This window comes from Pelomonas margarita, assembly GCF_043555875.1.
GTDB lineage: Bacteria > Pseudomonadota > Gammaproteobacteria > Burkholderiales > Burkholderiaceae_C > Pelomonas > Pelomonas margarita.
Map to the genome: position 1 here is coordinate 1 of NZ_JBIGHW010000067.1, position 372 is coordinate 372.

At 69.6% G+C, this 372-nt stretch carries 1 protein-coding gene; it reads left to right on the forward strand.

What is annotated here, in order from left to right; all coding sequences use genetic code 11:
- Nucleotides 1-372, forward strand: a 372-nt coding sequence (locus tag ACG0Z3_RS23260) for a hypothetical protein (protein WP_394402438.1), incomplete at both ends; no start/stop codon positions are given.

Genomic DNA, 372 nt, shown 5'->3' on the forward strand with positions numbered 1-372 from the left:
CGACGAAGACGGCAGCTTCGTGCTGGGCAGCCAGTCCGTGCAGGTCAACAACGCCAACCCGGGCCTGAGCCTGGCCGGTGCCGCCGCCACCAACGAAGGTGCCAGCTACTCGCTGGCCATCACCGGCAGCGACGTCGCCGCCGACACGCTGAGCTACAGCATCGACTGGGGCGATGGCAGCCCGGCGCAGGTGGTCACCGCGGCACAACTCGCCACGCTGGGCGGTAGCGTCGGCCATGTCTTTACCGACGACCAGGATGGCCCCGTCAACACGACGGCGCGCACCATCACCGTCACGGCCAGCGACGAGGACGGCGGCTCCACGCAGGCCACCCGCGTCGTCGATGTCAACAACGTCGCACCCACGCTGGC